At 41.0% G+C, this 25540-nt stretch carries 21 protein-coding genes and 1 other RNA gene; 8 read left to right on the forward strand and 14 right to left on the reverse strand.

Going from position 1 to position 25540, the window contains the following annotated elements:
- Nucleotides 1-118: 118 nt before the first annotated feature.
- The 12 genes from HQK88_05190 to HQK88_05245 all read right to left on the reverse strand — a co-directional run bounded on the left by HQK88_05190 (nt 119) and on the right by HQK88_05245 (nt 15181).
- The gene (locus HQK88_05190) at nt 119-637 is read right to left on the reverse strand and encodes a chemotaxis protein CheW (GenBank protein MBF0616199.1); all 519 of its coding nucleotides are present in this window, start codon (nt 635-637) and stop codon (nt 119-121) included.
- Nucleotides 638-652: 15 nt separating this feature from the next.
- Nucleotides 653-2308 carry an MCP four helix bundle domain-containing protein gene (locus HQK88_05195; GenBank protein ID MBF0616200.1) on the reverse strand — a complete coding sequence of 552 codons (1656 nt, stop codon included), beginning with the start codon at nt 2306-2308 and terminating at the stop codon, nt 653-655.
- A gap of 88 nt (nt 2309-2396) precedes the next feature.
- Entirely contained in the window at nt 2397-3236 is an 840-nt protein-coding gene (locus HQK88_05200) for a hypothetical protein (GenBank protein ID MBF0616201.1), read from the reverse strand.
- 120 nt (nt 3237-3356) lie between these two features.
- Nucleotides 3357-4304: a ferrochelatase gene (gene hemH / locus HQK88_05205; protein MBF0616202.1), complete on the reverse strand. Its 948-nt coding sequence runs from the start codon at nt 4302-4304 to the stop codon at nt 3357-3359.
- Nucleotides 4286-5320 carry a uroporphyrinogen decarboxylase gene (gene hemE / locus HQK88_05210; protein MBF0616203.1) on the reverse strand — a complete coding sequence of 345 codons (1035 nt, stop codon included), beginning with the start codon at nt 5318-5320 and terminating at the stop codon, nt 4286-4288. The genes hemH and hemE overlap by 19 nt, the downstream gene beginning before the upstream one ends.
- On the reverse strand, nt 5317-6399 hold the full coding sequence (locus tag HQK88_05215) for a radical SAM protein (GenBank protein MBF0616204.1): 1083 nt from the start codon (nt 6397-6399) through the stop codon (nt 5317-5319). The genes hemE and HQK88_05215 overlap by 4 nt, the downstream gene beginning before the upstream one ends.
- Nucleotides 6400-6550: 151 nt before the next feature.
- The gene (locus tag HQK88_05220; GenBank protein ID MBF0616205.1) at nt 6551-6757 is read right to left on the reverse strand and encodes a toxin-antitoxin system, antitoxin component, Xre family protein; all 207 of its coding nucleotides are present in this window, start codon (nt 6755-6757) and stop codon (nt 6551-6553) included.
- Between the two features lie 42 nt (nt 6758-6799).
- Nucleotides 6800-8446, reverse strand: a complete 1647-nt coding sequence (hflX, locus tag HQK88_05225) for a GTPase HflX (protein MBF0616206.1) — start codon at nt 8444-8446, stop codon at nt 6800-6802.
- Between the two features lie 50 nt (nt 8447-8496).
- Complete coding sequence (locus HQK88_05230) at nt 8497-9528, reverse strand: AI-2E family transporter (GenBank protein MBF0616207.1); 1032 nt, start codon at nt 9526-9528, stop codon at nt 8497-8499.
- A 313-nt stretch (nt 9529-9841) separates the two neighbouring features.
- Complete coding sequence (locus HQK88_05235; GenBank protein ID MBF0616208.1) at nt 9842-10612, reverse strand: Crp/Fnr family transcriptional regulator; 771 nt, start codon at nt 10610-10612, stop codon at nt 9842-9844.
- 531 nt (nt 10613-11143) lie between these two features.
- Complete coding sequence (locus HQK88_05240; GenBank protein MBF0616209.1) at nt 11144-14272, reverse strand: hypothetical protein; 3129 nt, start codon at nt 14270-14272, stop codon at nt 11144-11146.
- Nucleotides 14273-14311: 39 nt separating this feature from the next.
- Nucleotides 14312-15181 carry a proline iminopeptidase-family hydrolase gene (locus HQK88_05245; GenBank protein MBF0616210.1) on the reverse strand — a complete coding sequence of 290 codons (870 nt, stop codon included), beginning with the start codon at nt 15179-15181 and terminating at the stop codon, nt 14312-14314.
- A 190-nt stretch (nt 15182-15371) separates the two neighbouring features.
- On the opposite strand from HQK88_05245, the gene HQK88_05250 reads away from it, so the two are divergent.
- The 7 genes from HQK88_05250 to HQK88_05280 all read left to right on the forward strand — a co-directional run bounded on the left by HQK88_05250 (nt 15372) and on the right by HQK88_05280 (nt 19884).
- Nucleotides 15372-15680 carry a hypothetical protein gene (locus HQK88_05250; protein ID MBF0616211.1) on the forward strand — a complete coding sequence of 103 codons (309 nt, stop codon included), beginning with the start codon at nt 15372-15374 and terminating at the stop codon, nt 15678-15680.
- Nucleotides 15681-15713: 33 nt separating this feature from the next.
- Nucleotides 15714-15811, forward strand: an RNA gene (gene ffs / locus HQK88_05255) — signal recognition particle sRNA small type.
- A 55-nt stretch (nt 15812-15866) separates the two neighbouring features.
- On the forward strand, nt 15867-17513 hold the full coding sequence (gene dnaX / locus HQK88_05260) for a DNA polymerase III subunit gamma/tau (GenBank protein MBF0616212.1): 1647 nt from the start codon (nt 15867-15869) through the stop codon (nt 17511-17513).
- A gap of 26 nt (nt 17514-17539) precedes the next feature.
- Nucleotides 17540-17881 carry a YbaB/EbfC family nucleoid-associated protein gene (locus HQK88_05265; GenBank protein ID MBF0616213.1) on the forward strand — a complete coding sequence of 114 codons (342 nt, stop codon included), beginning with the start codon at nt 17540-17542 and terminating at the stop codon, nt 17879-17881.
- A gap of 10 nt (nt 17882-17891) precedes the next feature.
- A complete protein-coding gene (recR, locus tag HQK88_05270) occupies nt 17892-18485 on the forward strand; it encodes a recombination protein RecR (GenBank protein ID MBF0616214.1) in 594 nt (197 codons plus the stop codon).
- Nucleotides 18486-18550: 65 nt separating this feature from the next.
- A complete protein-coding gene (locus HQK88_05275) occupies nt 18551-19435 on the forward strand; it encodes a hypothetical protein (protein MBF0616215.1) in 885 nt (294 codons plus the stop codon).
- 47 nt (nt 19436-19482) lie between these two features.
- On the forward strand, nt 19483-19884 hold the full coding sequence (locus HQK88_05280) for a response regulator (GenBank protein MBF0616216.1): 402 nt from the start codon (nt 19483-19485) through the stop codon (nt 19882-19884).
- A 32-nt stretch (nt 19885-19916) separates the two neighbouring features.
- Here the strand turns inward: HQK88_05280 and HQK88_05285 are convergent, their stop codons facing one another.
- Nucleotides 19917-20543 carry an EcsC family protein gene (locus HQK88_05285; protein MBF0616217.1) on the reverse strand — a complete coding sequence of 209 codons (627 nt, stop codon included), beginning with the start codon at nt 20541-20543 and terminating at the stop codon, nt 19917-19919.
- A 40-nt stretch (nt 20544-20583) separates the two neighbouring features.
- Entirely contained in the window at nt 20584-23784 is a 3201-nt protein-coding gene (locus HQK88_05290; protein ID MBF0616218.1) for a response regulator, read from the reverse strand.
- Nucleotides 23785-24114: 330 nt separating this feature from the next.
- On the opposite strand from HQK88_05290, the gene HQK88_05295 reads away from it, so the two are divergent.
- Nucleotides 24115-25539: a B12-binding domain-containing radical SAM protein gene (locus HQK88_05295; protein ID MBF0616219.1), complete on the forward strand. Its 1425-nt coding sequence runs from the start codon at nt 24115-24117 to the stop codon at nt 25537-25539.
- The last annotated feature ends 1 nt before the right edge of the window (nt 25540 follow it).

The raw sequence follows: 25540 nt of genomic DNA on the forward strand, positions 1-25540 counted from the left end.
GCAATAATAGTGTCAAGTAAATTAATTGCATGGGGTACTTTGTAAGGGCGAATAATTATTCGCCCTTACTTTCGACAATACCAACGTGCGTTAGGCGATTGAATGCACCTTGTTAATATTAAGAGTTCACTACCTCAAGTTCAGCCTCTGATGGCATTTGTCCTTGCTTTTCAGTAACCATTGACAGATCCATTGTGGAAAACACTTTGTCAATATCTAAAATTATAATGAATTCCTCATCCTGTTTACCCATTCCCTCGATGTACTCGTTGCTAAGCTGCGTGCCTATTTTAGGAGGCGGCTCTATTGCCGAGTTTTCCAGTTCCATGACCTCCTTAACGCTGTCAACCATAGCGCCCAGAACTATTTTCTCTCCCTCCATCTCAACCTCTGTTATTACAACACAAGTGTCCACCGCTTTTTTAGTATATGACATCCCAAATTTCTGTTTTAAATCTATAACTGGGACAACGCTGCCACGCAAGTTAATCACTCCGCGCATAAACTCCGGCGTTCTGGGCATCTTAGTAACAGTGGTAAATTCCAGCACTTCACGTATTTTCTCAATGTGAAGGGCAAAAACCTCATCATCCAGTTTAAATGTAAGAAATTGCATAATTGAATTATCTTCTGCCATTTAACACCTCCGCGCTTAATATGACTCAAATTCGCTGTCAGCTTTGTTGTCAGCAGTTAAATCAACCTTTTTTGTTTTTGCAGCCAAAGGTTTTGCCTTCTCGTGTGTTATATGAGCTATCTTAGGCGGCTGTTTTTTGGGTGCTGCTGAAGAAACCCTTCTTTGTTCACCGGTTCTAAAAAACGAAATTGCAGCCGAAAGCTGCTCTGCCTGTGATGTCAACTCCTCAGAAGTTGATGCCATCTCCTCAGAGGCTGAGGCATTTTGTTGAATCACCTGGTCAAGTTGTGTTATAGCTTTGTTTATCTGATCGGCTCCGACATTTTGCTCATTACTTGCCGCACTGATTTCCTGAACCAGCTCTGCCGTTCTTTGAATATCCGGTACTAACTGTTTAAGCATAACTCCTGCTTTTTCCGAAACAGTTACTGTTGTAGATGACAGGGTGCTGATTTCACCGGCTGCTTTTTGACTGCGTTCAGCAAGTTTTCTTACCTCTGAGGCCACAACCGCAAAACCCTTACCGTGCTCTCCGGCACGGGCTGCCTCAATGGCCGCATTAAGTGCGAGAAGGTTAGTCTGTCTTGCAATTTCCTCGATAATGGAGATCTTGCTTGCAATTTCTTTCATAGCAGTTACCGCTTCATCAACTGCCCTGCCGCTCTCCTGGGCATCCTTGGATGCCTTTGCTGCCATATGCTCCGTCTGCTGGGAATTATCGGCATTCTGTTTGATATTGGACGCCATCTCCTCCATTGACGAGGATACCTCCTCAACCGAGGCCGCCTGCTCTGTGGCTCCCTGCGAAATCACCTGAGCCGTGCCACTAAGCTCCATACTGCCGGTTGACACATTATCGGCGGATACATTTACCTCAGCAATGACACTTTTAAGTTTCTCCACCATATCATTTAACGCATTAGCCAGTTGCCCAACCTCATCCTTTCTGTCCATGTGTATCTGTTGGGTCAAATCTCCGCCTGCTATGCCCTCTGCAAATACCACCCCATGTGTAAGCGGTTTGCTTATCGAGCTGGAAATAATCAGTCCTAATCCTAAGGCCAGAATCGCACCGATTATCGTTATAGCGATTATTAGAGTTGTCGCCTTATTGGCAAGCGCTGTGTTTGAGTCAGCTGTTTCTTTGGCTCTCTTTATCTTATTATCCATAAGAGCCTTAATTGCTTCCCCCTCCGTCTGAGCCGCCTTTAGTCCCTCACCTGTGAAATGTGCAACTGCTTCATCATGTTTCCCTGCCAAGCTTAGCTCTACAACCTTGTCTATTATCGCACCATAACCCTTCCTTGTCTCAATGAAATGTTTGAAAGCCTCCCTTGCCTTTTCCGTAAGTATTGTTTTTTCATATTCTGATGATATCTTTTCTATTTCCGCCCTTAACTGTTTAATTACGTCCATTGGCTTCTGCATTTCCTCTTTTGTCCTGGCAGAGGCCACCTCTCTTAAATTTATCCTGACCCTCTGAAATAGTGTTGAAATTTCAGCCAACTGGCCTGTGGGAACCGTCATCCTTTCATACATAAGTGTATCGGCACGCTCTATCTCTCTTAGGTTGATTATCCCAAAAATCCCTATAATTGCCGCTATTACGGCAACTATCAAAAAGCTACCGATTAACTTGGTACCGATTTTCATGTTGTCCAGAAATGTCATTTATACCCTCCCTTTATTTTATTTAGAGCTGCATAAGCAATTTAGTTGTAAACTCCCATTTGGACAGCGTTTTATTAATTATACGCTTTTACCTTAAGAACTCCTTCAATTCATCCACTGAAGAAGCTTTTTTGATAAGATTTTTGAACTCCTCCAATTTATCAACGGTATTTACAGCTTTTACCATATTCATTAACTCAAGTCCCGCGATACCAAATTTAAGCTCAAGACCTAACTCAATACCCTCAAATAAGCCCTCTCGCTTACCCTCAAACAAGCCCTCTCGCTTACCCTCAAACAAGCCCTCTCGCTTACCCTCAAACAAGCCCTCTCGCTTACCTTTAAGTAACCCCTCCTCCAATCCATCCAAATAAAGTACATCTTTTGTTATGTCTATAGTTACCGGCATTTTCTTAACCTCCCTTTTTACAGCTTCTGTCAAACTTCTAAGCCTTGACAGGGTTAGTAATTTTAAAACATAGTCTATCCTGTCCTTAAGTGGTAATTCGTATAATTTTGCGAGGATTCCCCTTATTGTTCCATCGGCATCTTTTGTCTTACACAGTATTGCCAAAATATTATCACCAGGGTCATCACTTTCAAGTAACTCCTTGCAGTCAATATCTCTGATATCTATTATCTGATACTTGAAATGTAAACCTGACACTTTAATTTCGTTACACATATTTAATTTCCCGTCACCTACGTATAAAACCAATTGGTGAATAGGTTTTCTAAGCTTGCAGTATATTACACAAAAATAATCCAGCTCCCTGCAATCCATATCATTATCATTTTGGGCCTGCATTTCCATGTGAAATAATGAGTCGTCAGGAAGTTCTATCAGCAAATCTGGCTGCCTGTATTTAATTTCAGGGAATTGAACGTCCAGAAACTTTGCTGTCTCAAACCCCGTCAAAATCTTCATGAATCTTCGAGGTCCCTCTTTCAAAATACTCTTTAAAGTGATGTCATAATATTGCGGCATACAAAACCCCTTTATTCAGTTTATCTATAATAACATATAATGAATAGTATCGGGATATGCCTAATTCAGCACTAATGCCATCAATGCTTCTATGAATGCTTTACCATCATTTAACGCCTTAGGTCTCAGCATCGTTATACCATGTTTTTCGGCTAAATCTTTATACAGTATGTCTATCTCATATAGTGTCTCTATATGATCTGAGACAAAACTTATAGGCACAATTAGCAGGTTTTTAACTCCATCTTCGGCTAACTGACGGATTTTATCCTCTGTAGCCGGCTCTATCCATTTTACCGGGCCGCTTCTGCTTTGATACGAAATGTGACAGCGATATCCGGTTATCTGCTCTTTTATTTTCCCAATGGTTTTTGTAAGTTCACTGACATAAGGATCGCCATTATCTATAAAATATTGTGGAAGTCCGTGTGCGCTAAATAAAATATCGCGGCAGCCGCCCTGAAATTCTGATAGTTTTTCTTTCATGCTGTCAGCCAGCGCTTTAACATAGAGCTCGTTATCTGCATAGGAGTTGATATATCTGCAACTAACGCCTGAGCGCTCAACCTCCGCCCTTAGGACCGCATACGCAGAGCCTGTTGTGGCAAGGCTGTTGTGCGGATAAAGAGTTAACGCTATAAAACGTTTGATGCCTGAGCTAACAGCCCTTTGCAGGGTATCTTCTATAAAGGGCGCAGTGTAACGCATAGCAACAAAGACTTTGTAAGAGTACTGGCCATCACCTGATGTGGCAAGTGCCGCTTCAAGTTTTTCCGCCTGCAGGGTTGTGATTTTACTAATTGGGGAGCCACCACCGATTTTAGCATACATCGCTTTTGCCTTGCCATTTCTTAAGGTTGCTATCAGTGCCGCTATCGGTTTTTGTAAAAATTGTGGCCCAAGCTTAATTATCAACCTGTCAGAAAACAGGTTATACAAAAAAGGTCTCACAGCCCCTAAATTTTCAGGGCCTCCCATATTAATAAGAATTACGCCTGTTGTTTCCATGTACTTTTTTGATGTACTGTATCAACCAGAAATTTAACGTTATCTACAGGAGTGTCCGGCAAAATCCCATGTCCCAGATTAAAAATATGTCCTCTTGCAGCGGCTCCTTTTTTAAGAATTTTTGCCGCCTCTTTCTCTATTGTACTCTTTGGGGAATACAGCAGGCATGGGTCCATGTTTCCCTGCACTGATGCCCTACCCTTTAGTGTACTTACCGCTTTTTTCAGGTCAATTCGCCAGCATATCCCTAAAACATCAGAGTCGGCAGCACTTGCTAAATCTACAATTCCGGCACAGTCGTTCACAAAATAAATCACCGGCACGCCAGTTTGTTTTAATGCCTTAACTACACGTGCTGCATATGGGAAAGCGTAGGTTTTATAATCAGATGGAGAAAGTGATCCTGCCCATGAGTCAAACAGTTGAACAGCCTGAGCTCCAGCAATTACCTGTGCCGACAAGTAGGCTATCGTTGTCTCAGTGACTTTTTCCATAAGAGACGTATATATTTCAGGCTCAGCATACATTAATTTTTTTGTGGTAAGAAAGTTTTTAGAGCTCCCGCCTTCTATCATATATGTGGCAAGTGTGTATGGGGCTCCGGCAAAACCTATAAGCGGCACTTTTAATTCTTTGCGCAAGATTTTTATTGTTTCCAGCACATATGGAACATCCTCATCCGGTGTGATAACCCGCAGCTTTTTTACGTCATTAAGGGTTCTTACCGGGTTGCCAAACTTAGGCCCCTTGTTTTCAAGAAATCTGAGTTTAAGTCCCATCTTTTCTGCAGGAATCAAAATATCGGAAAACAGTATGGCTGCATCTACGCCAAGTATGTCCACTGGCTGGATGCTAACCTCTGCAGCTTTCTCAGGAGTCTTGCAAAGAGTCAGAAAGTCCATATCAGCACGTATCTTCCTGTACTGTGGCAGATACCGCCCGGCCTGTCTCATAATCCATACCGGTGTGTAATCGGTTTTTTCCCCTTTGCAAGCACGTAAAAATGTATCATTCATTTCATATTTCCTCCATCAGTTTTAACCGGTTTAACCGGTGCATGGCTACAAAACGGCTCCTCCTCCATATAATTGCCGCACATTGAGTATGCCCTTGCGCGGCAGCCGCCGCATACGTTCAGATATTCACAGTTGCCGCACCTTCCCTTATAACTTTTAAAATCCCTCATATCTTTAAATAGTGCGGAGTTCTCCCATATATCTTTAAACGACTGCTGCCGAATGTTTCCTGCCGGCAGGTGGAAATAACTGCACGGAAGGACGTTTCCATCCACATCAATCAGACAAATCAACTGCCCTGCGATACAGCCCTTAGAGCCTCCGGTAGAAAACTTTAATGAGCGCCGTTTCATCTTTTCACCGTCTTGTTTAGCCCTCTGAAGCACAATTCTATAGTAGTGAGGAGCGCATGTTGGGCGGACAAGGAACGTATCCTCGGTTTTTTCCATATCATAGTGCCAATTGAGGATTTTTTCGTAGTCCTCTTTTGTGATTAGCTCATCCATTATATCCTGCCCACGGCCTGTCGGCACAATCATAAACATATACCAGGCTGTGGCGCCCAGAGATTTTGCAAGCTCATAGACGCGCGGGATTTCCTCCTGATTACGCCGCGTAAAAGATGAGTTTATGATAAACTCAATGCCGTTATCTCTAAAATATGCGGCAGCCCGCATGACTCCCTCAAATGCTCCGCTTTGATGACGGAAATTATCATGTACCTCGGCAGTTGAACCATCCAGACTGAGTGACACTATCTTAATCCCGGAGTCTTTCATTTGCTTACATATTTTTTCATTAACCAGCATTCCATTAGTAGCCATGCACATTCTAAGGCCAACCTCAGTGCCGTATGAAGCCAGTTGAAAAACGTCCTTTCTTAAGAGCGGTTCTCCGCCAGAAAGCACAACAACCGGCGTTGCATAACTTCTAATATCATCAATTATACGCTTACCCTCTTCAAAGGAAAAATCCGGGTGTCCCTTTGAGGTTGCCTCAGAGGACGACCTGCAGTGGACACATCTTAGGTTACATCGCCGTGTTACCTCCCACGCTATCCATTTAGGTTGAAAATCCATGTATCAAACCTCACAGTACATATGTTTTGTCTAAGTCCCGATTCCCATATATCACGACTATTTTAAATCAAGAAACTCTTTCAAAGAGTTTTCCATTGATATAATATCATTTTTAGAGAGTTTTCCTAATCTCATTAGTATAAGTGAACTATTAATAGTTGAGATGGTTATCATAAACAGCATCCTCATCGTTATTCCAAATCGTTGCAAATACAGGAGCAGATAACTCTTGATAAGTCTCAGCAAGAAGAGTTTTTTCCTTTTTCATCTCTATGATTTTGATATAGTCTAAAACCTCTGCAAGAAGATCTTCAGGCAATTTATCTATTTCATTTTTAATCATATCTTTAACAGACATAGTTTACTCCCACGCTATCCATTTAGGTTGAAAAACCATGTATCAAACCTCACAGTACATATGTTTTTTAGCAGTTTTTAAAAAAACCATTTCCTCTATGGCTGTCAAAAGAGGCCCAAATGTGGTGTTATCAATGGCAGAGACTGCAACGGCCTCGTATCTGCGTACAAGATTTTCAACCTCCACCTCCGGCACTCTGTCTGATTTATTAAAGACAAGTAGCGTCTCCTTCCCTGATAAATTAAGCTCATGGAGGGTGTTTTCAACTGAGGCCATTTGTTTTTCAAATCTCGGATTGGAAATATCCACTAGGTGAAGCAGGAGGTCGGCATCCTCAAGCTCTTCAAGAGTGGATTTAAAGGCTGCGACAAGGTCTTGCGGCAGGTCTCTGATAAACCCCACGGTGTCTGTCATAATCACATCCCGCTCATGGGGAAAGCGCAGCCGTCTGCTTGCAGTGTCAAGGGTCGCAAACATTTTCTCTTCAGTAAACGTGCTGCTTTCGGTAAGGTTATTAAGCAGTGTGGATTTACCTGCGTTAGTGTAGCCTACGATTGAAATTATAGGTAACTTGCTTTGAGCTCTGCGGTGTTTTCTCTGAGTGCGGGCAAGTGAGAGCTTTTCAAGCTCTTTAGTGAGAAGCGTAATCCGGTCACGGACACGCCGCCTGTCTATTTCAAGTTTCATTTCACCTGGTCCACGCCCTCCAATTCCTCCGGTAAGACGCGACATTGCTGTCCCCTTACCGATAAGCCGCGGTAGCCGGTACTTTAATTGTGCCAGCTCCACCTGCACCTTACCGTCTCTGCTATGCGCCCTGCGGGCAAATATATCCAAGATAAGCTGACTGCGGTCTATTACCTTCAATTCAGTTAAATCCGCTATGGCCTTACCCTGTGACGGACTTAAATCCTGATCAAAAACCAACATTGTGGCGCCCTTATTAAGTGCCTCTATGATTAAATCCTTAAGTTTACCCATTCCAAGCAGATACCGCGAGTTTATGTCTTTTGCTCTTTGAATAACAGTCTCTACAACCTCTATATTGCAGCTGTGGCAAAGCTCACAGAGCTCATCCATAGAGTCCTCAAGCTCGTGCCGGAGCTGAGGGGATACGCTTACCAGTATTGCGCGCTCGGTAAGTTTGGTGTCAGTCCACGAGCGCCCCTTTTGCATCTCCTCTTCAAGTGAATCTATGAAGGCAGCAAAATCCCTGTCAACATTGTAAAAGCTAACAGGCTCTTCAACTTCATATAATACGCCGACATTAGGAGGCATAAGGTGCGCCCCAAAGAGCTTATCCGGAAGACCATCCTTAATGCCAAGTGCTGCCATATAATCAAAGCGCAAAAGGGCAAGATCGGTAAGGTCGTCTTTGGTAAGGGGTTCGTTTTTAAGATGAGTATGAATAAATCTGAGCCCTCTGAGCACTTTCTTACCAAGCGGATAATCCGTCATCTCAGGTATAAACACCGATGAGGCATCGCCAACGATAACATGGCTGATTTTACCGCCCCGCTCTATTGTAATCCCAATTTGTCTGTTTAACTCAGAGGAAATCTCAGCCAGAAAACGTGCAAGATCAGCCGTCAAGAGCTCATTTTGGGGCGTTTTCCTTCTATAAATCCTCTCCAGATCATATAATGCCTTTTTCCTTAGTCCTGAAACATTTCCATAAACTGTCGCTATCTCTATTCCTCCTGACGGCTAAGCATTCTTAACTGTGCAGACTTATACTGTTAAATGAGCTTTTTACTTGTTAACTCACTTTTTAAATAGGCATAGTATATCGGAGCCGCAATCAGGCCGGCCATCCCGAAAGCCGCCTCCATAACAAGAATCGCAAGCAGGATTTCCCATGATTTGGAGTGTATCTTTGAGCCAACAAGCTTAGCGTTTAAAAAATACTCAAGTTTATGTATTAATATCAGGAAAACCAGCGACGCTATAGCTGCATTGAACGACTGGCTCAAACTTACAACAATTATAGCACTATTGGAAAACAGATTACCAATAACCGGTAACATTCCGGTTATAAATGTGACCGCAATCAGTGTCTTAGCAAGATGCAGATGAATACCAAAAAATGGCAAAATAACGACAAGGTAAAGCGCAGAAAAGACTGTATTTATGGCTGAAATACTCACCTGTGCAAACACAACGCCCCGAAATGATGAAACCAGCCTTGAAACACTGTCTGTCAATGCTCTTGCTAAAGGGCCACAGCTGTCCTCATCATGGTGTGCTTCATTAAGAGCTACAAGAACTCCTATCACCATACCTATTAGAATATGTGCAGCAGCCATAGCAGCCTCACGGCCAGCCGTTTGCAGTTGGCTTGCATGTTGGCGCAGCCATTCAGCCGCAGCAGTCTTTAACCCTTCAGCATCTGAGGGCAAATACTCGGTAATCCAGTGAGGAAGCGAATTCAGGGAGTTATCCACGATGTCTGCCATTTTTTTAAGTAAAACAGGCAAACTATCTGCGCTGTTACGAAAAAAATATACTATTGCAATAACCAATAACGAAAGTGACACAAGCAATAAAAACACAAGCAGAGAAACCGTTATCAGCTTTGAACCATGTCCACTCATGCCTTTAAACCTGATATGATGGGAAAGTATAGAGATAAACTCATACACAACCAGACCGGCTAATAGTGCCGGAAGCAGATGCATCTTAAGTACTAAAATCAGTGCCGTTGTTACGATAAACCATGAAATATAGTCATAAACCGGCACTGAGGTTTCATTTGAACCATTAATATTCATAGATTGCAGGCATCCGTTCAGATAAAAGTGTCATAATGTCATGATACTCTATAAATGCCGTTAAAGTCAAAAATTTATTTAAAGTCCAATGTATAAACTTAGGTTTCATCAGCTCTTCATAAAAGCTATACTGACAGGAAATTTGTTTGTGATGCTCTAAAACAATTTATCAATTTCCATTTCTTTCATTCGGTAATGTCATTTTACACTACCGCATAGATATATATAACCTGTTGTGAATTTGTGTTCAAGGACACGTATGTTATGGCAGTTGTCGCTCTCAATCATATTATCTCCCTGACATAAAAGCAAATTATATTGCACTGAGATAGCAGCTTATTTTAGCTTTGTTAACAACAATATTATTAGAATCATTTCCACTTATTAACTCTTTATCTCTGAATTTTGCGAGGATTCTTGTAGCAACCACTCTAACCGTACCAACAAATGCTGCGATGTCGCTGTGAGTTAGTTTTACTAAAAATTTGCCGTCCACATCCTCTGAATAATCGTGTAAAAGTCTGAGAATCCGTGTGTCCAGGGTTTCATAGACAATTTCTTCTGTTTTCAAGTATAAATTTTGCATTTTATTTCCCAACTCTTCTAAAAACATTGGACCGTATTTATCAAATTTTGACATCAGCACCCTTTTATAAACACTTACTGGCAGGATAAAAACCTCAGAGGCTTCACTTGCTACAGCGTTTAATTGAAGTTTGAGGTCGTTCAGCAAAAAGAAATTCATTCCTTTGCTGATATATTCAAAAACAAAAATCCTTTTGCTTTTTTTAATCTCCATTTTAACAGAGCCTGATTTTACAAAAAACATGAATTTCTGTATGTCCATACTGTTTAATAATAACTTGTGTTTATTTGTTTTTTTTGTCGTTATAGATTTCTTTAAAAACAGAATATCCTCATCGTCCATAAAAGAAAGCATCGGAAATACTCTTAAATCATTGATAATCTTTTCGTCATAGTGGGATTTTGACAACATCTGGCCGTAAATTGCCGTTATCGCCTCACTGTACAACGATAACTTACTTCTTTGCAGCGTTGGCGTGTATGACACGTTAGTCTCCATTTATTACTACCCTCCATTTGTTGAAATGCTAAAAAGCGTAGTATCAGAGTAACATGGCAACACTTACAGATGACTTACAGATTTGGAATTTTTTTGGGGGACCGTTATTATGTTATACCGAGTTGCTGCCAAAAAGGTAATATAATGTAATGGTGGAGAAAAAGGACTGGATCCCGCAACAAGTGCGGGATGACAAAGGGTGGTGCGGGATGACAAAGGGTGGTGCGGGATGACAAAGGATGGTGCGGGATGACAAAGGATGGTGGGGTTACTCTCCTATCATTCTGTCCCTTTCCTGTCATTCCTGCGAAGGCAGGAATCCATGTCTTTTATTTATATCTTTGAGCGTAACTTGGTATTAACTATTGGTAGATGGTTTTCTGAGAAATAAAAACTTATGGGAAAAAACATTAACTGCAAAGGTAATCTCCATAATATATTTCGTCATCTTCAACTACAGATTTAACAAATTCCTCATCATCCATTCTGAATACACCAAAGTAGTTGTCGGTTTCATCAAGAAAATAAATCTTAAAATCCATCACTTTTTTCCTCCAAAAACGCAATTTTAACCTTATACGTTTCCCCGTTATCAGTATCAGTTTCAATTAACTTGCGGTAGCACATGAGAGCAGCCTCCCATTTTTTATGTTTTATAAAGAACTGCCCTGAGGTTTTACAATAATTAATGAATTTTTGTTTTATCTTTTCTCTGTTAGCTAAAGCCCAGGGTTTATCCTCATCAGCCGGCAGAAAATCTCCCCTATAGAGGTCTAAAGCCTGTTCAAACAAAGCGAAAACAGTATCACAATTGTTTTCTTTTGTATCGTTTTTCAAAAGCTGTTCCGATTTCTTTAACAAATGCTCAAGTGCAAACACATCACTCCATACGACTTTACGATTAAGCTTAATATAACCGTTTGAGTAATTGATGACATCCTTATTTTGAAAAAAGCTGCGCAGACGGTGAAGTGTTGTGTTAAATGATATTTGAGCAAGGTCTCCGTCAGAATCCGGCCACAGAGTGTCTGCAATGCACTGTCCGGGCTGCTCCATGCTGCCAAAAGAAGTCAAAGCCTTTAACAATGAAAACGGCATCTTTTGAACTTTGCCTGACAAAGACACCGGCCTGCCGTCAACTTGTATCTGAAATCGTCCTAAGGCATATATTTTAACCTGCCACGGCCAGTCCTTTATTTCCATACACGAGTCATCGGCAGTCATGCCAATGCTTTTTATGACAGACTTTACATAGTCAACTTCAATGCCAAGAGCCAGTGCCTTTTTATATATTAGAAAGTTTGCCGGATAAAAATAACTGAAGATGAAAGCTCCATTTTGTTTTGAAAACTCAATAGCTTCCTTAAAATAATCGCTAAACGATGTGTCATCTCCGGTATGTGCACTTATCAGAGATTTCATTATAAGACATAGATATTCTGCAAACGGGCTTTTTGTGCGCTTTCCAATTTCCATAATTTTAAGAAAATACCTATCGGTTTTCTCATATTGGCCTGCTTCAATCAAGACATTAACCAACGCATAGGTATGAATCATTGCAAGAAATGGGGAGCCGGATTCCACTGCCGCTTTTAGCGAGTTCTCGGCATAGTATATAGCCTCAGAGAATTTACCACAGCGTGCGGCTATCAGTGATGATTGATGGTTGTAGTATATAAGTTCAAAACTTTGGAAGGTCTTTCTTGACTCCAACATTCTATTTAGGTATTCCTGAGCTTTATTAACATCGTCTTTTTGCAGTAGTGCATGGATCATCTGTCCGTACAACGCAAGCTCAAGAAATTCTATTCCGGTATCACTGGAAATAGTTAATCCCTCTTCTACAGCCTTAATCATCTCATCGGGCTGGCATGCAATTAGATAATACAAGGCCTTTGTTCTTAAATACATTAATTTTTGCAAATCCGAATATTTCTTATACTCTGGATACAGGGTATCCAAAACTCCTTTGGCAGCATTAGCTCTGCCATTCCATATATAGTAAAAAATTAAATTGGAGCCTAAAAATAGTTTATTGGTGCTGCTACTGTCATTATTTATTATCTTAAGTGCATGTGACTCAAACCTGGTCATCATATAGTGGCCTGGATCTCTAAAAAGCAGTGCAGAAAAAACGCTTGCAATAACACGCTCCTCTACATCTTTTGAGGGAAATTGCGCCTCCATGTCATAAATGTTTTCAAATTCCTCTATCCAGTAATCCAGTGGAGCAAAATTTCTTAATTCATAAGTGTATGTGTTTACGATATTGGACCAACTTAAAAAAATGCCGCAATAATAATTTAATTCTTTGAATTTCTTATATGATGTTTCAAAGTAAAGCCTTGCTTCAAGCGGATTTTCCGAAAGCAGACACGTCCCTTTCCAATAGATAACCCACGGGTTTGCGTTTATAACAGACTCCGGCACACCCTCGATACATTCAATAACGAGTTTTGTGCGTCCCTGATCTAACAGCGTCTTAACATTGAGGTAAATAATATTTATAAGCCTGTCCCATGCTTTTACAGCACTGTATAGTTTGGCGGCCTCATAAAAAAAGCCGTGTTTTTCAAGAGCCTGAGCCGTCTTAAATTGCAACTCAGCGTATTTTTCACCCAGTGTTTCCCTCGCATGGACTTTGAGAAACTCGCTGAACAGATCGTGATATTTATACGACCTGCCGCCGACTTTGCGAACCTCCGTAAAAAAAGGATGATTTGTAAGATACTGCAGGATTCGTTTAGCTGATGTGCCGCCAGTTAGCTCATTGGCCAATTCCACAGTAATTTCAGGACACAGGCTGGTCTTTATGAGAAAATCCTTTATAAGGGGATCTTTTTGCTCAAAAATCTCTTCTGATAAATAACTGAAAATCTCCTCATTTGACATATCCCGGCTCAAAGGCTCAATGTCATCAGCTTCAGTTAACCTCTTAGATAATAAGACTATCCCAGATGCCCATCCTCTGGTAACATTGTGTAACACTCTAAAATTATCTTCCGTTACGACACCCCTAACACCAAGATTTACAAGCTCCTTTGTCTCCTCAAGCGTAAAAAATACGTTTTCCCAATAAAGACTGTTAAGCATACCGGAGACTTTTAGTGATGAGTACGCAGAGGGAGCATGCGTTCTGCTTATTACTATTATTTTAAGCCATTGTGGGATAACCGAAAAGGATCGCAGCAGACTGTCATGAAACAAATCATCAGTAACGGTATGAAAATCGTCAAAGACAATTATAGTTGTTTTTTTTAATAAACTGTAAAGCTCCTCGAAATAATTTAATACAAATGTGTGCAGCCCATATTCATTTGTAAGCGTAGGAAGCTCTGTTTTAAGTCGAAAATTGGTTTTTACCGCTAATCCAATGTGATAAAAAAATGACGACAGCTCATTGTCCCTTTCATCAATCCTGTACCACAGACAGGGGGATTTCTTATGCTCGATATAAGAGGAGACGAGAGTAGTTTTACCGGAACCGGCAGGGGCCGAAATCCACAGTATAGGCGCAGAGGAAAACAACGATTCTACCTCATTAAAAAGTCTTTTCCTTTTTAATATCTTTTTGTAAACAGGCCTCGTCAGCTTTGACGAGTATTTTTGTAACATGACGCTGCCGTCTTGCGCTAAGGCGCCCTTTGCTAAATTGTGCAAACCTGCTGCCCTCCCCTATTTGGTACAAGTTTCCGTATTTTAGTGTGTATTTAAAAAGTCATTGAGTATCCTGAAAAATTCCTCCTTTTGTTCGATGTGATAACAGTGTGATGCACCCTCAATTACGTAAAACTGTGAATCTCTTGTGTTTCTGTGATAATTCTTAACCGTATCAGGGTGAATCTCGTCGTGTTGGCCACAGATATAAATCACAGGCAGGATTATATCTTTTAGTCTGTCTGTTAAATCAAAATCAGCGATTACACCATCCTGATGAAACGCACTTTGACCTACAAAGCGGCTGAATATCAGGTGATTTATACAGGCTGCACTTCTAAGTAAGCAGTCTGGCCAGGGCTGAGTCACACAGAAATGATGGCTATAGAAAACCATCATAGCCTCGTTATATTTATCTGATGTGAAATCCACCTGAGTGCGGCAATTATTAAGAGTGTCCCGCACATCTTTAGGCAGCGACTCCACCCGCCGTAACATATCCGATGTGAGAGTTTTAGCATTTAACACAGGGCTTGCCATAATCAGACTTGCTATATAGCCAGGGGTTCTGTCTAATACAAAAGAAAGGGAAATCATAGCGGAAACACAATGAGCTAATATGTGGTATTTGGGATAATTCAACTCTTTACAGAGCGCATCTATCTCATCAAAAAAAACGTCAAATGTCCACTCTGAGATATTTACATTTCCACCAGAGTTTCCGCACCCTCTTTGATCGTAAAAAATCACCGGTCTGTCTGAGGAAAGCTCAGAAATTGGCTCCATGTAGTCATGCGAAAGAGCAATTCCATTTACTACCAGCAGCGGCACACCCGGTTTATCGGCCCCATAGACCGAGTACCAGAGGTTATAGTCCGGCATATTTACATACCCAGTTTTTAAATCAACCACGCTCCTACCCTCAAGCTTTACAACATAAACACACAAAAATCACCAAAATGTTTAGTTGCAATAACAGCTATGCAAATAAAGCGCCAGAACCACCCTTCAGAAATAGTACACAAAAGTCACCAAAATGTCAAGATAAAATTTAAAATCTTTGTCTTTTACATTTTTAAATAGCATTTGGTATAATACTCATATGGCAACTAAGATTGATATGCTGGAGGTGTTTGAAAGGCTTAAAGCAGCAGAACTAAGCAAGAAAGCGGCTAACGAGATTGTTGAAAAACCCGCCACAAGATCAGATGTTGATGAAATCTTAATCGAGTTAAAGAAAGTTCTTGCGACAAAAGCAGATTTAAAAGCTGAGGTTGACAGATTGATTGCTCAGCTTAAAAAGACCAGGCTTGTTATAATGATAAATTTTATACTCATTGCTTTGCTCATTATTGCAAATAACAGTGGGGTTTTAAACCATATAACCAGTCTGTTGGGTATTGATAAATAACTCTGGGATGTCAACTTTCTTCAATGCAGTCGGGCAATGGCCCTGTGCAACGGCGCGGTGTGAACCCCGTCAGGCCCGGAAGGGAGCAGCGGTAAGCGCTTGCTACGTGTGCCACAGTAAGTCTTTGCCCGGTTGCATTGAGGAAAGATTCTTTGCCTTATAACCTGAGTTAACGGAGCGTGTTTTTTGGCTTATCTGGTTTTAGCAAGAAAATGGAGACCACAAACCTTTGAGGATTTAACAGGACAGGAGACTGTCACTAAGATTCTGAAAAATGCACTTGCCGAAAAAAGGGTTGCCCATGCGTATCTGTTTTCAGGCCCTCGGGGGGTAGGGAAAACCACAGCCGCTCGGATTTTTGCTAAAGCGCTGAATTGCGCGCAAGGCCCAACTTCAACCCCATGCCTCACCTGCCCACAGTGCAAATCCATTGTGGAGGGCTCTTGTCTTGACGTTATCGAAATAGACGGAGCATCCAACAACGGCGTTGATGAGGCAAGGGAAATCAGAGAAAAAGTAAAGTACTCTCCCTCATCCGGCAGATACAAGGTGTATATCATTGATGAGGTGCATATGCTCTCTGTGGCAGCTTTTAATGCGCTTCTTAAAACCCTTGAAGAGCCTCCTCCGCATGCTGTTTTTATCATGGCTACAACATCTCCCCTTAAGGTTATACCGACTGTCCTGTCCCGCTGCCAACACTTACAGTTTAAACGAATTCCGGCTGAGAAAATCATAGGGAGAATCACTCATATAACCAACTCCGAGGGTTTCAGCATAACCTCTGAGGCAGCGGCAACATTAGCAAAGGCTGCTGACGGCAGCATGAGAGACGCTCTGACTCTCCTTGACCAAATCGTGTCCATATCTCCTGAAATCACCGCATCCAGCGTTAACACTCTCCTTGGACTTGTTGACCAAAAAGTCGTAAAAGACATGTTTCAGTGTATATTTACTGGTAACAGAAAGACAATTCTTCAATCCATAGACTACCTTTACGAAAACGGCTACGACTTGAAGACGTTTCTCAAAGATCTGATTGATTACACCAGAGATGTGCTGGTTTCGCTTTACACAAAACCGGAGGATAACCCTCACCGCAAACTTTGTTCGGAGGAATCGGCAGTGGTGCTTCTCAGTGAACTCGTTAAAGCCGATGGTTTATTAAAGACTGCCTTTTCCACGCGCATTGTGCTTGAGATGGTTTTAATAAAGGTTAGTTTTCTTTCCAGCCTCAGACCAATTGCAGGGTTGATAGAAGAGTTTAAATCTATAAGCGGTAAAACTACAGTTGCGCCATCTGCCATATCTCCTCAAAGAGAAATGCCCGACAGTGTCCCTGTTGAAATCGCAAAACCTGAAACCAAAGTTGAAAAGATGCTTGATAGCAGCGTTCAACCCAAAGCTGAAAACGCTAAGACGGCTCCAGAGGCCGATGAACCACCTATAGAAATTTTTAAAAGTCCTCCCCAGACATCATTAAGCCCGTGGGAAAAACTGCTTGATATTATAAGTGATGAAAACCCTCCGCTGTGGTCAAAGCTGAAAGAGGCAAAAGTGGAGGTGTCTGAGGGCACTGTGACGCTCACCTACAGTACCACCGGTTGGAGGCTGTATAAGGAGTCGCTTTTAGAACAGGCCGGATATGTGGAGGGGATCTTAGAGAAATTAACCGGCGCTAAACACAAATTGATATTTAAGGAAAACACAAAAGCAGTTAAACCCAAGGCTGACTTAAAGAAGGTTGCGCTCTCAGACCCTAAAGTGAAAGAGGCAATGGATCTCTTTGATGCAGCCTTTGTAAATGTAGAACCATTAAATAAAGATAAGTAAAATAAAAAAAACGTATGGAGGAAATAATGTCCAAAAAAATGCTTGGCAATATAATGAGAGAGGCGCAGAAGCTACAGGAAAAGATGGTGAAAATGCAGGAGGAGGCCAGCCAAAAAACTGCAGAGGCCAGTGCCGGAGGCGGCATGGTCACTGCTGTTGCAAGCGGAGCAGGCGCCATAGTGTCAGTCACAATTGACAAAGAGGTGGTTAACCCTGATGATCTTGAGATGCTTCAGGACTTAGTCGTAGCAGCATGTAATGAGGCGTTAAAGAGAGCGCACGAACTGGTTCAGGATGATCTGTCAAAGGTAACGGGAGGACTTCAACTGCCCGGAATGGGGGATATTGCCGGTTTGTTTGGCAAGTAGCATATCAAGCATGTCACACGGAATAATTGAAACGCTGGTTAGCGAGCTTATGCGGCTGCCGACAATAGGCAGAAAAACGGCACAGCGCCTTGCCTTCTACATACTGTCAATGCCGGAGGATGAGGCAAAATCCATCGCGAGGGCAATTTTGGATGTTAAGGAAAAGGCGCGTCTTTGCAATGTTTGTTTTAATATCTCAGAGGAGGAGACCTGTCAGCTTTGTAAAGACAACTCACGTGACAGCGGTAAAATATGTGTGGTAGAAGAGCCCGGTAACGTCTCGGTTATAGAGAAAACCGGCCTTTTTAACGGCCGTTACCACGTGCTCCACGGCAGCCTGTCGCCAATAGACGGCATAACTCCCGAAAAACTTAAACTTGAGGCTCTCTCAGACAGAGTGAAAACGGGCACAGTGTCAGAGGTCATCCTTGCCACAAACCCTAACACCAAAGGGGAAATGACTGCCCAGTACATCGCCAACCTCCTAAGACCATATAAAATAGTAGTAACAAGAATTGCCTACGGCCTTCCCATGGGTGGAGACATAGAGTTTGCTGATGAGGTAACTATGGGAAAATCCTTTCAAGGCCGCAATGTGATTTAAACAATGTCTTTTCCTCAAATCCCTGTGTTATCATAATGTAATGGTCGCCGTGAAGGAGAGACAAAGTGCATCAAAAGTATGACTTAACTCTCAAGAAATTACTAAAAGATATACCGGCTAAGTTTCTTAAAATTCTAACCGGATATGAGACCGGGAAGTTTCTTGACATTCAATTGCCAAACATTCAGTATTGGCTACCGGATTTAATTATTGAGCTGCCTGACTGCAGCATTTTGCATATAGAGATTCAAAGCGCCTCAGATGGCACGATGTTAATGCGGATGTATCTGTATTCGGCTCTTATTTTTAGCCAGTATGGGAGAATGCCGAGACAAATTGTTTTGTACGTAGGTAATAAACCCCACAAAATGAAAAATGAGATAGGTACATATTCATACGAGATAAAGGATATCCGTGACATAAACTGTTCTGAACTGCTACAGAGTGATAAACCTGAGGATACGGTGTTAGCGCTTCTGTGTAACTCAGACAATATGGATGTTACTATAACCAAAATTTTAGAAAAGTTATCCACATTACCGATAAAAACAATGAATGATTACATAGTAAAATTGTTGAACATTGCAGATTTACGGAAATTGGCTGACAAAGTAAAAAAGGAGGTAAAAAATATGCCTATAACTATTGATGTAAGAGAGAGCACGCTTTTTCAGGAAGGGTTGATTGCGGGAAAACAAGAAGGGCTGATTACTGGAAAACAAGAAGGGCTGATTGCAGGAAAGCAGGAAGGGTTATTTGAGGGCAAGCGGCAAGGGTTACTTGAGGGAATTGAGTTAGGACTTGAACTCAAATTTGGCTTGGCCGGACTGGATTTAATGAACATAGTCAGAGCAGTAAATACTCTGGATAAATTAGAGGAATTCAAAAATCTTATTAAAACAGCCAGCTCCGTTGAGGCATTGAAGGAGTTTTTGTCTAAAAGTGTATGAGAAATCTAATAAACATCCGTACAACACCATACGCAAAGGAGGGTATTATGCGAATACTAATAGCAGAAGACGACTTTGCAAGCCGTACAATGTTACAGCGATTTTTGGAGGACTATGGTGATGTGGACGTTACTGTAAATGGTGAAGAGGCTGTGGATGTTTTTAATCTTGCCATAGATGATAACGAACCTTATGAGCTTATATGCCTTGATATTGTAATGCCGGAGATGGATGGGTTAAAAGCATTAAAGGCTATTCGTGATAAGGAAAAGAGCATGGGAATTACATCTGATACAGAGGTTAAAATTGTCATGACCACATCTAAGGATTCTACTAAAGAAGTGATGGATGCATACTACTGGAGCGGCTGCAACGATTATCTCGTAAAACCAATTGATCTGCAAAAACTGGCCGCATTGCTTGAAAAGTACGGCTTTTCTAAAGAGTGAGGAAATATTAATGAATTAATTTTTTTCAATCCTTACGAGTTTCTTAAAAAATAATTAATTGCAAACTTGCCTGATGCTTTGGTAGTAATGGCATCGACAATACCTCCGATAATACCGCCAACTAAAGGGGCTGCTTTAGCGATATTCACAAGACCGCCCCGTCCAAATCTGGTTAGCAAACGAAAGCCCACAGCCTGATTAATTTTTGTGATTGTCACTCTGGATATTCCCCTTACAGCGCTCGCCATTTGTGTATTAGTTATAAGTAAGCCTAAATCTTTCATAATGTTAGCTGAGGCGCTGCCGCACAAACAAAGATATACCAGTGATTTAATTTCATCTGTCCTTATGTCATGGCCCCCCATAGCTGCAACTGCCGCAATCATACGGATTTGCAAGTATAAAATAGAAGCCAAATTTGCCGGTATTGCAACAGGCAGCGTTATGATGCCCCCAATGCCTGTAACAAAACCTGAAACTCCCGCCTTGGCTACTTGTATATTTACAAGCCGCTTTGCTTTTACCTCTGTTGAGCCGCAGCCACTTAAATAATTCCGAGCAAGTTCTTCAGCAGTTTCAAGCCCAGGCAGCCCATTAACAGAGCGCTCATAGCAATAATCCAGAGTTTTCATTAATATTCCTTCATTTAGTTCAGTCATGCCTCGTTTCTCCTTAGCAAAGACGACCGGCTGGCCACCTCTACTGAATTGCACCCATGGGTTTTGCAAGATACTTTTCCATATCCACTAAAACCTTCTTCGATTCAAACTGTATATTTTCTATAAAAGTATGAATTTTTGCCTCATCTTCAAATTTGCCATTCATTTTTATGAGAGCCGCCTCCATCCTAAATGCTTCACTTTTAAGAGCTGTAGCGCCAACATTGGCAGACATTCCCTTAATCAAATGAATCTGCTTTTTTAACCCCTCTAAATTTCTCGCTTCAAACTGAGTTTTAAGAAACTCTATCTGTTGCGGCGCATCCTCAACGAAAGCCTCCCACATATCTCTGAGAATAACCTCATCATTATTAACTCTTTTTAGCGTTTTCTTTATGTTTAAAGACATGGCAGAGGTCCTTTGAGCCGGTAATGTATGTTGTGCCGGAGGAAAATCATCAGGGATGATTTCCGGAATTTCAATGCCTGTCTGCACACCTGCTGTGTATTTGTTAATTAATGCGTATAAATCATTAGCCTCCATTGGTTTTGAAATATAATCAGTCATGCCGGATTCCAAACATCGCTCACGGTCTCCTCTTAACGCATTGGCTGTCATTGCAATGATTGGCACATCTCTGTTTATCTCACACTCTTTTGAGCTTCTTATAAGCCTTGTCGCCTCTAAACCATCCATCTCCGGCATCTGAACATCCATGAGAATTAAATCAAACCGGATTTTAGCTGTTACATCTGCCACCTCACGTCCATTTCCAACAACTACCGGCATAATCCCGTGCTTTTGCAAAAGTTTGACGGCAAGTGTTTGGTTTACTATGTTATCCTCAGCTACCAAAATATTAAGAGACCTTCTTGAACTTTGCACCATATGGCGAGTCAGAAGCGGCGCCAGAGGGTTATCCCAATTCTCGGTTAGCAAAGAGAGTATTTCCATTAAGTCAGATTTATAAATTGGTTTAACCATAAACCCAGAAATGCCAAGAGCCCGACACTGTGCATCATCTCCTTTTAACCCGGCAGATACAAGCAAAATTATTTTAACCTGCGATATTTTTTTCAAAGCTCTCACAGTTTTAGAAAATGTAAAGCCGTCCATGTCTGCCAGTTCGAAATCTAACACTACGATGTCATACTCCACAGGTGAAAAGTTAAGCTTACCAATTGCCTCATAACCGTTTGAAGCAGTGTCAACATAAAGACCCTCGCTGCGTATCATTTCGGCTGTCTTTTTGCTTAAAGCAGTATTGCTGTCAACTACAAGTATGCGCTTTGTGTTGAATTCGATCTTTTCCACTTTTGGGGTGTCTGACTCAGATTTTGATAACACCGTAAATTTGGAAGTGAAACAGAAAGTACTGCCCTTGCCAGGTTCGCTTTCCACCCATATATCGCCGCCAAGCATTGCCACCACTTTTTTCACTATCGCAAGCCCCAGCCCTGTACCTTCATATTTTTTAGTTGAGAAACTCTCCACCCGGGTAAAACTGTCAAAAATTCCGTCTAAGTTTCCTGCCGGAATTCCTATTCCGGTATCAGATATTGAAAAAAATACCATCTGAGTTTCTTCGTTAGAAGGCATGTCTGTATTTAAGACTTTATGAGCTAAATTCACTTTCAACTCTATTTCACCTTGCTCTGTAAACTTCACTGAGTTGCCAATCAGATTAACCAGCACCTGCCGCAACCTTCCGGCATCTCCTTTTAGTGCAGTTTGCACATCTGGTGAGATTTCAACACTAAGACTTACCCCTTTGTTTCTTGCAGTAATTGCAAGGGGTTCAACTGCGGTTTTTATAGTGTTAAGCAAATCAAAATCTGTTTCCTGTTTTTCCATTTTACCGGCTTCTATCTTGGAGAAATCCAGTACGTCGTTTATAAGATTAAGCAGGTGGTTTGACGAGTCCTTAACTATGTTGAGATACTCTCTTTGCTCGCTGTCAAGGAGAGTATCCAGTGCAAGGTTAGTCATTCCGATTATGCCGTTCATAGGAGTGCGAAACTCATGGCTCATGCTGGCTAAAAATGTGCTTTTTGCCCGATTTGCCGCCTCTGCCGCCTCTTTCGCTTTGAGTAACTCCACCTCGGTGTCCACATGTTCTGATATCTCATTTAGCAAAAGTGCGGTATATTCGCTAAGTTTGTGAGTTCTTTTCTCCACCTCTCGTTCTAACTCTTCAGTTTTACTCTTAATTCCTTTTTCACACTGCTTGCGTCTTTTTATATCTGTCAACATCATCGCATTGAATACACCCAAAAAAGATAAAACAATTATTATCAGAAATACATATAAAATATCTTTGAAAACATCTTTGTTAACCGATGAAAGATCCACAAGTAAATGTATATGCCAATTACTCTCCTTACTTTTTGATTCCTCCATAATATATTCAACATCGGAATATTTATCATTTGTGGAACTCTTTTGGCGGAGTGTCACTATATGTAAATCATTTTTCTCGATTGATTTCACTATTGGAAGCGGCGGTAATGGATTTGCACCGTATTGCTTGCTGTCTTTAATTTTTTGTAAAATCTGGTCTGACAATTTATAAATACTGTGGAACAGGTATTCTTTTTCATTTGAGGTAAAAACAACATCATTATTATCCACAAGCAGCAATATTCCTTTGACTTCATGCGTTTGCGGCTCAAAAAATTTCAAATCAAATTTGATCACAGCCACTCCAACTATATCTTTACCATCAGTGACAGGATATGCAGAAAAATACCCAAGTTTATTTGTAACAACGCCAAGGGCAATAAATGCGTTTGCTTTCCCTTTAATTGCACTCTGAAAATATTCCCTGAAAATATAATTTTTACCAATAAAACTTTCAGCAGATTTGAAGTTGCTTGATGACAGCGTAAGTCCGTCTTTGTTGATTATATAGGTTACAGCACCGTTAACAGAGGAATTAAACACCGACAGGTATTCATTCAGTTTATTGATTTCAGTTGGATGCTTACAAAACTCTATGACTGAAGGATTTTCAGACAGGATTCGCGTTTGTGTAGAGTAGTTATTTATTTTGTCTGACAAGTAGAATTCGTATATGTGTAATTGTTCCAACGCTCCTTCGTGAAGCTCTTGCATTGTAACGTTTTTTGCCAAAACGGCAGTGATTACCAGCGCAATCAGGCTAATTATTATATAAAAGATTAGAATAAGAGGGTGTTTTTTAAACATTTCATCTTTTACATTTTTTATATATGCCTTCATCTTCTAAAATATCCTAAAACGGCAAAAGTTCTCAAACTGTGAAGTGCAACCTGCAGGATTGCTCAAACGGAGGGGTATTATTTTCGGCCCGCGATAGATAGATAGATAGATAGATAGATAGATAAAGTGCCGATTAATCAGGCTCTTCTTGTTAGAACAACAAAACACTATTTGCAAATCCCCCCATATTTCCTATTAATTTATTACAAAAGCAGAGCATAAGTCAAGGAGAATGTTAACCCCAAAACCTTGACGTAATTGTAAAGCAAAATGTTACAATTTAAGGGTGAGACAAATTGCATACAGCGGGTTGTTAATTTAAGGGGAAAAATGGCAAACATCTTACTGATACAACCTCCACTTTACAAGAATGAATACTGCAGCAGAGGCTCCGAACACACATTGAGCCTTTTACCACCGTTAGGACTTGCTTATATTGCAGCTGTTTTATTAAAAAATGGACATAAGTGCGAAATCGTTGATGGAATTGCCACGCAGATTTCTTTAGACGATCTGTGTAAAAAAGCCCTCTCTTATGACATAGTGGGGATAACATCAGTGAGTACTTATGCTTTGCGCGTTAAGCAGATTATACAAATGCTCAAAAATAAGTCAGAGTCCATTCCAATTATTGTCGGAGGGCCGCACGCAAATGTACTCCCTGAGTCAGTATTAAATCATGGTGCAGACTATGTCGTACTTGGTGAAGGTGAATTCACTATGCTTGAGTTGGTTTCTGCTCTGGAAAATAACAAAGATGTCGAACAGGTAAACAATATAGCATTTTTAAAGGATGGCAAAATCTTTAAGACACAAAGACAGTCTGCAATCATAGATATGGATAGTATTCCCCTGCCAGCAAGAGACCTCTTACCAATGCACCTATATAAATGCAGTGGTGCAAGATCTAAAAAGCAGCCATCTCATTCAGTTTTTACCTCCAGGGGCTGTCCCGGCACCTGTACTTTTTGTAACAAAAAGTTATTCGGTACTAATATCCGGTATTTTAGTGTAGAAAGGATAGTTGAGGAGTTTTTCCTTCTTAGGGACAAGTATAAAGCAAAGGACATTGCTATCTGGGATGATAATTTTCTAAGTAACCATAGCACCGTTCACGCAGTATGTGATGAGCTAACCAGAAGGAATTTTAATACAACATGGTCTGCTGAGGCCAGGATTGATACGGTCAATAAAGAGCTTCTTACACATATGAAAGCAGCCGGTTGTGACTTTATAGCTTACGGCATTGAATCGGGCAGCCAAAAAGTTCTTGACAATATGAATAAAAAAATAACCTTGGATCTGGTGAGAAACGTAATCAGGGACACTCAGAAGGTCGGGATTCCAATTCGCGGCTATCTTATGATGGGGTTACCCAATGAAACGGTTGAGGATATAGAGGCAACAATAAGATTTGCGATAGAGTTAAATATAGATGTGGCGTCATTTACATTATTTGTACCGCTACCTGGCACAGTGGAGTATATAAGGGCTCAGAAATCAGGGCAATTTGACCCTGATTATTATCTGAAAAAGGTTTACCCGGAGTTTAACTTTCCTGATGAGGCTATTTATATCCCTGAGGGAATGACGTCGGAGCAGCTTTTGAAATTACATCGCAACGCTTATAACCGTTACTACCTTCGCCCCAGAATCGTTTTAAAAAACCTGTTGTCCATAAGAAGCGCTTCTGATGTTACAAGATACGTTGAAGGCGGTTTAAATATCATCAAAAATACCTTAAGCAAGTTCTAAA

It is taken from the genome of Nitrospirota bacterium, assembly GCA_015233895.1.
Taxonomy (GTDB): domain Bacteria; phylum Nitrospirota; class Thermodesulfovibrionia; order Thermodesulfovibrionales; family Magnetobacteriaceae; genus Magnetomonas.

Bases quoted from the DNA above. Each gene is read 5' to 3' on its own strand.
- HQK88_05195 (MBF0616200.1), bottom strand. From the start codon at position 2,308: ATGACATTTCTGGACAACATGAAAATCGGTACCAAGTTAATCGGTAGC.
- hemH (MBF0616202.1), bottom strand. From the start codon at position 4,304: ATGGAAACAACAGGCGTAATTCTTATTAATATGGGAGGCCCTGAAAAT.
- HQK88_05235 (MBF0616208.1), bottom strand. From the start codon at position 10,612: ATGGAGACTAACGTGTCATACACGCCAACGCTGCAAAGAAGTAAGTTA.
- HQK88_05230 (MBF0616207.1), bottom strand. From the start codon at position 9,528: ATGAATATTAATGGTTCAAATGAAACCTCAGTGCCGGTTTATGACTAT.
- hemE (MBF0616203.1), bottom strand. From the start codon at position 5,320: ATGAATGATACATTTTTACGTGCTTGCAAAGGGGAAAAAACCGATTAC.
- HQK88_05265 (MBF0616213.1), top strand. From the start codon at position 17,540: ATGTCCAAAAAAATGCTTGGCAATATAATGAGAGAGGCGCAGAAGCTA.
- HQK88_05220 (MBF0616205.1), bottom strand. From the start codon at position 6,757: ATGTCTGTTAAAGATATGATTAAAAATGAAATAGATAAATTGCCTGAA.
- HQK88_05200 (MBF0616201.1), bottom strand. From the start codon at position 3,236: ATGAAGATTTTGACGGGGTTTGAGACAGCAAAGTTTCTGGACGTTCAA.
- HQK88_05285 (MBF0616217.1), bottom strand. From the start codon at position 20,543: ATGACTGAACTAAATGAAGGAATATTAATGAAAACTCTGGATTATTGC.
- HQK88_05215 (MBF0616204.1), bottom strand. From the start codon at position 6,399: ATGGATTTTCAACCTAAATGGATAGCGTGGGAGGTAACACGGCGATGT.
- HQK88_05280 (MBF0616216.1), top strand. From the start codon at position 19,483: ATGCGAATACTAATAGCAGAAGACGACTTTGCAAGCCGTACAATGTTA.
- HQK88_05190 (MBF0616199.1), bottom strand. From the start codon at position 637: ATGGCAGAAGATAATTCAATTATGCAATTTCTTACATTTAAACTGGAT.
- recR (MBF0616214.1), top strand. From the start codon at position 17,892: ATGTCACACGGAATAATTGAAACGCTGGTTAGCGAGCTTATGCGGCTG.
- HQK88_05250 (MBF0616211.1), top strand. From the start codon at position 15,372: ATGGCAACTAAGATTGATATGCTGGAGGTGTTTGAAAGGCTTAAAGCA.
- HQK88_05290 (MBF0616218.1), bottom strand. From the start codon at position 23,784: ATGAAGGCATATATAAAAAATGTAAAAGATGAAATGTTTAAAAAACAC.
- HQK88_05295 (MBF0616219.1), top strand. From the start codon at position 24,115: ATGGCAAACATCTTACTGATACAACCTCCACTTTACAAGAATGAATAC.